The organism is Staphylococcus sp. HMSC056G08 (assembly GCF_001812305.1).
Taxonomy (GTDB): Bacteria; Bacillota; Bacilli; order Staphylococcales; family Staphylococcaceae; genus Staphylococcus; species Staphylococcus simulans.
Map to the genome: position 1 here is coordinate 126437 of NZ_KV808534.1, position 9775 is coordinate 136211.

9 protein-coding genes and 1 pseudogene are annotated in these 9775 nt (G+C 37.0%); 5 read left to right on the forward strand and 5 right to left on the reverse strand.

All coding sequences use genetic code 11. From position 1 onward, the window contains the following. The 4 genes and pseudogenes from HMPREF2846_RS13180 to HMPREF2846_RS13195 all read right to left on the reverse strand — a co-directional run bounded on the left by HMPREF2846_RS13180 (position 1) and on the right by HMPREF2846_RS13195 (position 2437). Positions 1 to 258, reverse strand: coding sequence for a hypothetical protein (locus tag HMPREF2846_RS13180; protein ID WP_002479939.1), 258 nt, complete (start codon positions 256 to 258; stop codon positions 1 to 3). Positions 259 to 261: 3 nt separating this feature from the next. Continuing rightward, positions 262 to 552: a hypothetical protein gene (locus tag HMPREF2846_RS13185; RefSeq protein WP_023015554.1), complete on the reverse strand. Its 291-nt coding sequence runs from the start codon at positions 550 to 552 to the stop codon at positions 262 to 264. Between the two features lie 112 nt (positions 553 to 664). After that, complete coding sequence (locus HMPREF2846_RS13190; RefSeq protein ID WP_002479937.1) at positions 665 to 922, reverse strand: hypothetical protein; 258 nt, start codon at positions 920 to 922, stop codon at positions 665 to 667. A 146-nt stretch (positions 923 to 1068) separates the two neighbouring features. Continuing rightward, a pseudogene (locus HMPREF2846_RS13195) lies at positions 1069 to 2437 on the reverse strand (FAD-dependent oxidoreductase). Between the two features lie 244 nt (positions 2438 to 2681). On the opposite strand from HMPREF2846_RS13195, the gene HMPREF2846_RS13200 reads away from it, so the two are divergent. The 5 genes from HMPREF2846_RS13200 to HMPREF2846_RS13220 all read left to right on the forward strand — a co-directional run bounded on the left by HMPREF2846_RS13200 (position 2682) and on the right by HMPREF2846_RS13220 (position 8491). Next, positions 2682 to 3413 carry an ABC transporter ATP-binding protein gene (locus tag HMPREF2846_RS13200; RefSeq protein ID WP_070626822.1) on the forward strand — a complete coding sequence of 244 codons (732 nt, stop codon included), beginning with the start codon at positions 2682 to 2684 and terminating at the stop codon, positions 3411 to 3413. Further along, positions 3403 to 4524, forward strand: a complete 1122-nt coding sequence (locus HMPREF2846_RS13205) for an ABC transporter permease (RefSeq protein ID WP_070626823.1) — start codon at positions 3403 to 3405, stop codon at positions 4522 to 4524. Before HMPREF2846_RS13200 ends, HMPREF2846_RS13205 begins: the two co-directional genes overlap by 11 nt. A 300-nt stretch (positions 4525 to 4824) precedes the next feature. Then, on the forward strand, positions 4825 to 6420 hold the full coding sequence (locus HMPREF2846_RS13210; RefSeq protein WP_070626824.1) for a xylulokinase: 1596 nt from the start codon (positions 4825 to 4827) through the stop codon (positions 6418 to 6420). A gap of 21 nt (positions 6421 to 6441) precedes the next feature. After that, positions 6442 to 7695 (forward strand): MFS transporter, encoded by a 1254-nt coding sequence (locus HMPREF2846_RS13215; RefSeq protein ID WP_371099763.1) that lies wholly within the window; start codon positions 6442 to 6444, stop codon positions 7693 to 7695. Between the two features lie 16 nt (positions 7696 to 7711). Continuing rightward, positions 7712 to 8491, forward strand: a complete 780-nt coding sequence (locus HMPREF2846_RS13220) for a glucose 1-dehydrogenase (protein ID WP_023015548.1) — start codon at positions 7712 to 7714, stop codon at positions 8489 to 8491. 121 nt (positions 8492 to 8612) lie between these two features. Here HMPREF2846_RS13220 and HMPREF2846_RS13225 read toward each other — a convergent pair. After that, on the reverse strand, positions 8613 to 9775 hold a 1163-nt coding region (locus HMPREF2846_RS13225), incomplete at its 5' end, for an LPXTG cell wall anchor domain-containing protein (RefSeq protein ID WP_141751896.1).

A 9775-nucleotide genomic window follows, 5' to 3' on the forward strand; every position in this document is an offset into this window, starting at 1 on the left:
TTAGTCAGTTTCATCATGTGCTTTATCAGATTTGAAACCTTGAAGTACGATGAAGAATTCACCGACTACAATAAAAATAACTGTATGAGCTAATAAGATAATACCTTGCAAATTATACCCGATAATTATAATGAAGAATAAAACAGGAATGATAAACTTAGCTTTGCCACTTGCTTTTGACGCAATTACTTTTTGAAGAAGAATCGCAATAATCAGCGTAACAAGCGGTACAATCCAATGCATTAAAAATGGAGACATGTTTTATGACACCTCTTTCTTTTTGTCTGCTTCAGAATGTTTCTGTTTATTTTCCTCATGTCGTTTAAGTTGTTGTTCAAGGCCGAAGAGTTGAACTGCGCCTAATATAAAGAAAATAATAAAAGTTGGTAAGTTAATGATATGTGTTAAGAACAACACCAACAAAATGACTGAATATACAATCGGTACTACAAACTTATATTTCTTATTGGTATGACGCAGTATGTAGTGCTGCGTAAATAATGCGGCAACATAAAGAATGACGATACTGATAGTACTTAGAAAAGTAGCCAACGTTGCACCTTCTTTATAATATATTATTGATTATGGTTATAGTTTATCATATTGGTTGAGCTTGTTAAGACAATAAAAAACATACCTAAAATCAATTAGGTATGTGTGTAAGTCAGTCTTTGAAACCTTTAAAGTTTTTGACAGTACCGTGTGTGTATCTATAAACGTGAAACGCAGTCACAAGTACATAAAGAATGTAGACTGGAACGACGATATAGTTTGCGATGAATAAACCTGTCATCACGAGTACAGAAATTACAGGCACGATTAAATTCCAGTCGCTTTTAATACGTTTCATTAAAGAACCTTGAATTAAAATAACCGTCACGAAGAAAATTAATGATAATACCCACATTAAAACTGGAGACATATTAGACGAACCTCCTCACTTATCTATGTTTTTGAGCTTACTTTCATTCTAAAGGCAGTTGGTATGTTAAGCAAATACATGAGAAGCGGGACAGTGCCGTTTTGACACTGCCCCGCACTCTACATGATTATTAATTTAATGAGTTGTTAGAATAATTGATTGTCTTTAGGGAAGACATCATCGCCTAATGCACGTTGTGCCAAGACGTTTAGATAGTTCCATGGACGATCAAAGTTAGGTTGGAAGAAGAAGTCAACTAACGCTAAATCTTCCAATTTCCAACCCGCATTGATTGCGACTGAAATTGTATTGATAGATTCTACTAAGTCTTCTTTACTCATAATTTGACCACCTAAGATACGGTGAGAATCTTCATCATAGATAATTTTCAGATGCACAGTTGTATCATCTTGTCTGAATTTAGGACGTACAGGCACTTCGATATACGTTGCACCTAAATTACCGTCATAATTATCTTTTTCTGATTCGTGTACACCTGTTTGACCAAATTTATAATCGAATAATGATAAGCCAGATGTACCAGAAACTCTAGGCATTTTCATATCATGACCAGCCATGTTGCGTGCTGCGACATAACCTTGACGACGAGAGTTTGTCGCAAGGGCAATATAGCATTCTTCTTCAATAGGTGCATAAGGAATCATTGTTGCGTCACCACTTGCGTAGACATCTTTTTCAGATGTTTCAAGGTGGTCGTTAATTTCAATAATACCTTTAGTACCTAATTTCACTTTACCATCTAACCATTCTGTCGCAGGTTTAACACCTACGGTAAAGATAACTGTATCGGCTTCAAATTCTCCGTTGTCTGTCACAACGCCAGTTACGTTATTGTTATCATCTGCTTTTAATGCTTTCACATTTTCGTTACCTCTGAATTTTAAACCGTGTTCTTTCGCATTCTCTTCGAGAATATCAGTAAATTCTTTGTCTAGGTACGTCTTAATTAAACGATCTCCGTCATCCATCACTGTTGTATCAATACCAGCTTTAACGAAAGCTTCTGCAGCTTCAATACCGATATAACCGCCGCCGACAACGATTGCTTTTTTCGCAGATTTCATACGTTCTTTGATTTTGCCTGCCCAGTCAGCACCACGCATGAATAACACATTATTATATTCATTGATGCCATCAATTGGCGGTGCATTTGGTACGCCGCCTGGACTTAAGAATAATTTATCATTAATCAACTTTAGATTCATTATTGTCTTTATCTTGAACTGTTACAGTTTTATTTTCAGTATCTAAGTCAGTTACTGTAGTATTCACATGAACTTTAACACCACGATTTTCTAGTGATTCCACGCTTGCATAGTGTAGTGAATCTAAGCTAGGCGCAACATCTTCTAGATAACTTTGAATACCGCAGGATAAGAATGAAGGTTTATCTGCACTTTCAAACACTTCAATTTCTGCTTCTGGATCTGAAATTAATAGCGTTTCGATTGCCGCATAACCTGCGTGAGAAGTTCCGACAATTACATATTTCATAAAGAAATAGCCTCCTCTAATATAAGTTGTATTTATATATAAATAGTCTCATTATCATATTTACCCATAAGGTTAATTGCTAGACTTACATATCAGGCTATTGTTCAAAGTTGATAAAATTGTCATATTTAAAATGTGTAATTAAGGTGTTTTAAAAAGGTGATACGTTGTTCGTAGACCAGAATGGCTTATAATGAAAGTAATATGGATATGCAATGCAGAGATAGGAAATGGGGGAGAAGTTATGCAAGCTGTCGCACAGTTAACACATGCATCTAAAGCGTTTAATAAGCAAACGGTGCTGGAAGATATTTCGTTGACGCTTCAACAAGGTCAAATTATGGGATTAATCGGACCGAGTGGTTCAGGCAAAACAACAGCTATTAAATGTTGGCTAGGTATGGAACAGTTAGATGGAGGAGAAGCTTCTATTTATAATCATTCAATGCCAAATCGTAAAGTATTGAGCCATGTCGGTTATATGGGACAAACACTCGCTTTGTATGAGAATTTAAGTGCGAAAGAGAACTTAGTATTCTTTGGAAATTTAAAAGGATTATCCGGCAAGCAATTAAACGAGGATATTAAACGCTATATGAAACTGGTCGATTTAGAAGATAAACAATCGCAAATTGTACATACATTTTCAGGCGGTATGAAACGGCGTTTATCCCTAGCAATTACTTTATTAGGGAGACCAGACTTGTTTATTTTAGATGAACCGACTGTGGGTATTGATCCGAGTCTACGTCAAAAAATCTGGCATGAACTGCGTCAACTAGCTGAACAAGGCCAAACCATTTTGATGACAACACATGTCATGGATGAAGCAGAACGTTGTGATCAAGTTGGCTTATTAGTAGACGGTCATATCTTTGCGTTAGGCTCACCAAATGAATTAAAACAACAGTTTAATGCTTCAAGTATTGAAGAGGTATTCTTAAAAGCAGAGGAGGCGAAGGGTCATGAGATTTAAGGCAGTCTTAAAACGTGTCATGATTGATTTAGTTCGTGATAAACGTACGCTCGCTTTAATGTTTATCGTCCCTTTAATCATTTTGACAATTATGTTCTTCTTGTTTAATAGCGATAATGAAGAACACTTAAATATCGGCTTCTCTGAAGATGTCCCTAAATCTTTTGTTAAAGCACTGCCAAAAGATAAAGTGCAGACAGAAACTTATTCTAATTCTGAATCTGTCAAAACTTTAATTGAACAGCATGATTTAGATGCTTATGTTCAAAAAGATGATAAACAATTAGTGGTCACTTATACGAATGAGAATCCAAGTAAAACGACAGCGGTAAAACAAATTCTAGCTGGTACCCTTCAAAAAGATAAAATGCAAGCACTTGCGGGTGAAATGAAAACTATGAAAACAAAACTGGCTGAGATGCCTCAAGCAGGTAAAGCAGCTATGAAAACAAATCAAACATCAGAATTAACCTCACTTGATGCGCATTATTTATATGGAGATGCTAACAGCAGTTATTTTGATAAAATGTTTCCGATTTTAATGGGCTTTTTTGTCTTTTTATTTGTATTCTTAATTTCAGGTATTGCGTTACTAAGAGAAAGAACGACAGGTACTTTAGAACGTATACTTGCAACTTCAATCAAACGTAGTGAAATTGTGTTCGGTTACTTAGTCGGATACGGTATCTTTGCGGTGATACAAACGTTGATTATTGTACTGTTTTCAATTTACTTATTGAAAGTTGATGTCGCAGGCAATATCTTGTGGGTACTATTAATCAATATACTGATTGCCTTTGCGGCACTTACTATGGGATTATTCGTTTCCACGTTTGCGAATTCAGAGTTTCAAATGCTGCAGTTTATTCCGATTGTAGTCGTACCGCAAGTATTATTCTCTGGTATTATTCCGTTGGATAATGTGAATCGCTTTATCGCAAGTATCGGTTATTTGTTCCCATTACGGTATGCAGGGGATGCGTTGACTAAAGTTATGATTAAAGCACAAAGTATTAATACATTCTGGTTTGATATCGGTATTTTAGTTCTCTTTATTGTAATATTTACGATACTGAATATTGTAGGCTTAAAACGTTATAGAAAAGTGTGAGTGATTCATACATTGAGATCTGTTCAAAAAGGACAGGTCTCTTTTTTAGTTTTTGTATACTTATCTCAATATTCATAAACATGATGCTATTTACTGCGCTGGAAATTACATGAACCACCAAACACTACCAATATTTAGTAAATCACTTGTTAAAGTGTAAGAATAAACCTTAAACGTTTAAGATATTTATCGACAACGCTTTCATTGTGGATTACGATTTATGATAACGGTTACACAGTTGTATATACAACTGTTACATAAATAGAGAAAGTGAATGAATATTAGGAGAAGGTGGAAACTGTGGAAAGGATTAAGGAACAGATTGAAGCTGGAGATATCAGTGTAGGTATAGAACTTGGGTCTACACGAATCAAAACAGTCGCAGTTAATGCACAATGTGAAACAATCGCAACAGGGTCATTTGAATGGGAGAACACATTTAAAGATGGATTTTGGACGTATTCACTTAATGATGTCTGGAACGGACTTCAAATCAGTTATCAATCGATGACAGATGAAGTAAAAGACAAGTATGGTGTAGCTATTAAACAGTTAAAGTCTTTAGGTATCAGTGGTATGATGCACGGCTATTTAGCGTTTGATGATAAAGACGATTTATTAGTACCATTTCGTACTTGGCGTAATAATAACGCACATGATGCAGCACGTAAGCTAATAGAACATTTTGGAGTGAATATTCCTGAAAGGTGGAGTATTGCGCAGTTATATGATGCGGCGATTCATGATGCACCGCATACGCAACACGTCCGATATATGACGACATTATCTGGTTATGTACATTGGTATTTAACAGGTGAACGCGTTTTAGGCGTTGGAGATGCTTCAGGTATGTTTCCAATAGACCCGAAGACGCATCGCTTCAGAGAAGATTTATTAAATCAATTTAATGACCTTTATCACAAAGAAGGTTATACGCAAGATGTGCATGATGTTTTACCGAAAGTGTTGGTAGCTGGAGAAGATGCAGGCTACTTAACAGAAACAGGTGCGAAGTTGATTGATCCAAATCAAGAGTTACAAGCTGGATGCCCGATGTGTGCACCTGAAGGTGATGCGGCAACAGGTATGGTCGCAACGAAAAGTGTCGCACCAAGAACAGGAAATATTTCTGCAGGGACAAGTATCTTCTCTATGATTGTCTTAGATCATCCATTAGAGAAATTGTATCCAGAAGTTGATTTAGTGACGACACCTGCAGGTGATGAAGTCGCGATGATTCATGCGAATAACTGCACGTCTGATATCAATGATTGGATGGATTTATTCGCAGAAGTGCTGGATACGATGGGAGTTGCATATACGAAGGAAGACTTATTTACACGGATGTTCGAAAAGGCGCTTGAAGGGGATAAAGAACTCGGTCATTTATTATCTTATGGCTATGTTTCGGGTGAATTTATTACAGATGTGCCAAAAGGTTATCCAATGTTCATTCGCAGTGTAGAAAGCCAGTTTAATTTGGCGAATGTGATGAAAACACATATTTTCAGTGCTTTTAGTACGTTGAAAATCGGTATCGATTTATTGAAACGTAATGAAGCGTTGGAAATCGACAGTATGATTGGTCACGGCGGTATTTTTAAAACAGAAGGCGTAGCACAAAGCTTCTTAGCTGCAGCACTTGAAAGTCCAGTCAGTGTGATGCAGACAGCCAGTGAAGGCGGCGCATGGGGTATTGCGGTGCTTGCCCGTTATCATGTGGACCACCAAGGTCAAAAACTATCAGATTACTTAGATCATCATGCATTTGGTGATGTCGAAGCATTAGTGCTTGAACCAAAAGCAGAGGATGTAGAGAGTTTCAAACAGTATATTGAGCGGTTTGAAGCGGGATTACCTTTAGAACGTCAAGCAGATACACACTTTAATTCATAAAGATAAACAAAGGAGAATATTGTGCAGACATTAGAGAGAAATAAGTCAAAACAATTTTTAGGTTTACCCATGACCTTAATATGGGGTTATATCGCAGTAGCGGTATTTATGACAGGTGATGGTATTGAACAAGCCTACCTATCAAAATATATTCAACATATTGGTTTTAGTGCGAGTCAAGCTTCAACTGTATTAACAACTTACGGTTTAGTGGTTGCGATCGCTTCTTGGCTATCTGGAGTACTAGCGGAAGTCTTTAGTCCAAGACGTCTGATGACATTTGCGTTTATTACTTGGATTATCTTCCATGTCGGATTCTTAGTCTTCGGTTTAGAAACACATAACTATGCGATGATGATTATTATGTATAGTATTCGTGGTATCGCATACCCGATGTTTATTTACAGTTTCGTAGTATGGATTACATACTCAGCACCGCCACAAAGATTAGCGTCTGCTATGGGTTGGTTCTGGGCCATGTATTCAATCGGTATTGGTGTACTAGGTTCATACTTACCAAGTTTTACTATCCCATTTATCGGCTTTATGGGCACGTTATGGAGCTCTATTATCTTTATCGCTATCGGTGGTTTAATGGCATTCTTTTTAGTCAAAGATAGAGAAGGTATGAAGAAGGAAAGCGATAAACTGACAACTAAAGAAATGTTCGGAGAAATCTTACGAGGTGTAACGATTTTACGTAATCCACAAATTGCGATTGCATGTGTGGTTCGTATTATCAACCAACTTTCTTTATTTGGTTTAGTCGCATTTATGCCGGCTGTCTTTACAGATGACTTTGGTTTCAGCACGTCACAATGGCTTCAAATCTGGGGCTTCATGTATATCGTGACTATCTTTACCAATCTCTTCTGGGGAATTGTTGGTGATAAGATAGGATGGGTCAAACAGATTCGTTGGTTTGGTTGTATCGGCATGGCGCTTTCAACATTAGGATTCTATTATGTGCCACTTTGGTTCGGACCTAATTTCTGGATTACAGCAGTTGTAGCAACAGCCTTTGGGTTTGCAGTAGCTGCTTTCGTACCGATGTCAGCCATCTTCCCGACCCTTGAACCTCGTCATAAAGGTGCAGCAGTGTCTATTCATAACTTGTCAGCAGGTTTAAGTAACTTCTTAGGGCCTGCGATTGCGACAATTGTATTAATGTTTGGAGATGCGTTAGTAACGATTTGGGTTTATGCAGCAATTTACTGTATCGGCTTTGTTTTAACATTCTTTATGAAAGTTAAACAGCCTTCACTACAAAAGTAAAGAAAAGGTGATTAGGATGAATATTTTAGAACAGTTCAGATTAGATGGTAAAGTAGCTATCGTAACAGGAGGTGCCATGGGCTTAGGACAAGCAATGGCTACTGCTTTAGCGCAAGCAGGCGCAGATATTGTTATCGCAGACATTCAGGAAGATGTGGCGCAAGCAACAGCGACTACTATTCGTGAAACAGAAGGGGTTCAAGCAACATCTTTAAAAGTAGATGTGACTAATCCTGACGATGTACAAAAAATGGTAGATGATGTTGTAGATGAGTTCGGTAAAATCGATATCTTAATTAATAATGCTGGTATGACAATCAATGCAAAAGCAGAAGAAATGACATATGAACAATGGAATAAAGTAATCAACTTGAATCTAAACGGCGTCTTCCTAGTTGCGCAAGCAGTTGGACGTCAAATGATCAAACAAGGTCACGGTAATATCATCAATACATCTAGTATGTCAGGTCTTATCGCAAACAAACCGCAAGAACAATGTTCATATAATGCCTCTAAAGCAGGTGTTATTATGTTAACGAAAAGTTTAGCAATGGAATGGTCAAAATATAACATTAAAGTTAACACGATTGCCCCAGGTTACATGAAGACTGAATTAACTAAACCATTCTTTGAAAAGGGTGGCGCAATGATTGATGATTGGATGGGCTTCACACCTATGGGCCGTCCTGGATTGCCAGAAGAATTAGGTGGTATCGTTGTATACTTAGCTTCAGATGCTTCATCATTCGCACAAGGCAGTGTCTTTACAATTGATGGCGGCTATACAGCGTTGTAATCAATTATACAAATCACAAAATCTAATAACCAAAAGAAACCCGGTAAGGATAACGGCTATTGACCATTTCCCTACCGGGTTTCAGTATAGGTGTTAATTTTTAGAAAGAATAACGTTTAAATTATTCGTTTTCTTTACGACGACGTGCATTTAATAAGAATAATGTACCAGCACTTGCGAATAATGAACCAGATAATAATCCGAATAATACTTGATCTTGTTCACCAGTTGCAGGTAATTGTTTTTTAGCGTCTTTAGCTTTTTGTTGAGCAGCTGCTTTGTTAGTAGTAGCTGTAGTTTGACCAGCTTTTTGAGCAGCTTTTTGACCAGTTACAACTTTACCATTGTTTTGACCAGTTGTAGTTTGACCAGCTTTGTTAGCTTGACCTGGAGTAGTTGTAGCTTTTTGAGCAGGTTTAACCTCTTTATTAACTGGTGCTTGTTTAGCATTTTCAGCTTGAGCTTTTTGAACTATTGCTGCAACTTCATCAGTAGCTGCTTGTGCAATTTGTTGATTGTAGCTAGCTTTTGCATCTTTTGAAAGTTTATCAAGTTTATTAACTAAAGCTTGAGCATCAGCAATTTGTTTAGCATGAGCTTTTTGAGCTGTAGTAATTTCTTTTTTAGCAGCAGCAGCATGAGCATCTTCAGCTTGAGCTTCATTAACGATTGCTTCTACTTCATTAGTAGCTGCTTTAACAATTCTGCTGTTGTATTCATCTTTAGCTTCTTTAGAAAGGTTTTCTAAATTGTTAACTAAAGCTTGAGCATCAGCAAGTAGTTGAGCGTGAGCTTTTTGAGCTGTTTCAATTTTTTGTTTAGCAACAGCTTGTGCTTGAGCGATTTCTGCTTCGTGAGCATTTTTAGCTGCTGTAATTTCTCTTTTAGCAGTAGCAGTATGAGTATCTTCAGCTTGAGCTTCATTAACGATTGCTTCTACTTCATTAGTAGCTGCTTTAACAATTCTGCTGTTGTATTCATCTTTAGCTTCTTTAGAAAGGTTTTCTAATTTGTTAACTAAAGCTTGAGATTCTTTAATTTGTTCAGCATGTGCTTTTTGAGCAGCGGCAATTTCTTTTTTAGCAATAGCAGGTTGTTTAGCAGCATCTAGAGCTTTAACTTCTTTAACTAATGCTGGAATCTCATCAGTAGCTGCTCGTGAAATTTTTTCGTTGTATTCAGCTTTAGTATTTTTAGAAACGTTTTTCAATCTATTAACTTCAGCTTGAGCATTAGCAATTCTTTGAGCATGAGCTTTTTGAGCTGTTTCAATTTTTTGTTTAG

Excerpts from the sequence above, each read along its gene's own strand:
- HMPREF2846_RS13200 (WP_070626822.1), top strand. The coding sequence starts at position 2,682 with ATGCAAGCTGTCGCACAGTTAACACATGCATCTAAAGCGTTTAATAAG.
- HMPREF2846_RS13190 (WP_002479937.1), bottom strand. The coding sequence starts at position 922 with ATGTCTCCAGTTTTAATGTGGGTATTATCATTAATTTTCTTCGTGACG.
- HMPREF2846_RS13180 (WP_002479939.1), bottom strand. The coding sequence starts at position 258 with ATGTCTCCATTTTTAATGCATTGGATTGTACCGCTTGTTACGCTGATT.
- HMPREF2846_RS13205 (WP_070626823.1), top strand. The coding sequence starts at position 3,403 with ATGAGATTTAAGGCAGTCTTAAAACGTGTCATGATTGATTTAGTTCGT.
- HMPREF2846_RS13220 (WP_023015548.1), top strand. The coding sequence starts at position 7,712 with ATGAATATTTTAGAACAGTTCAGATTAGATGGTAAAGTAGCTATCGTA.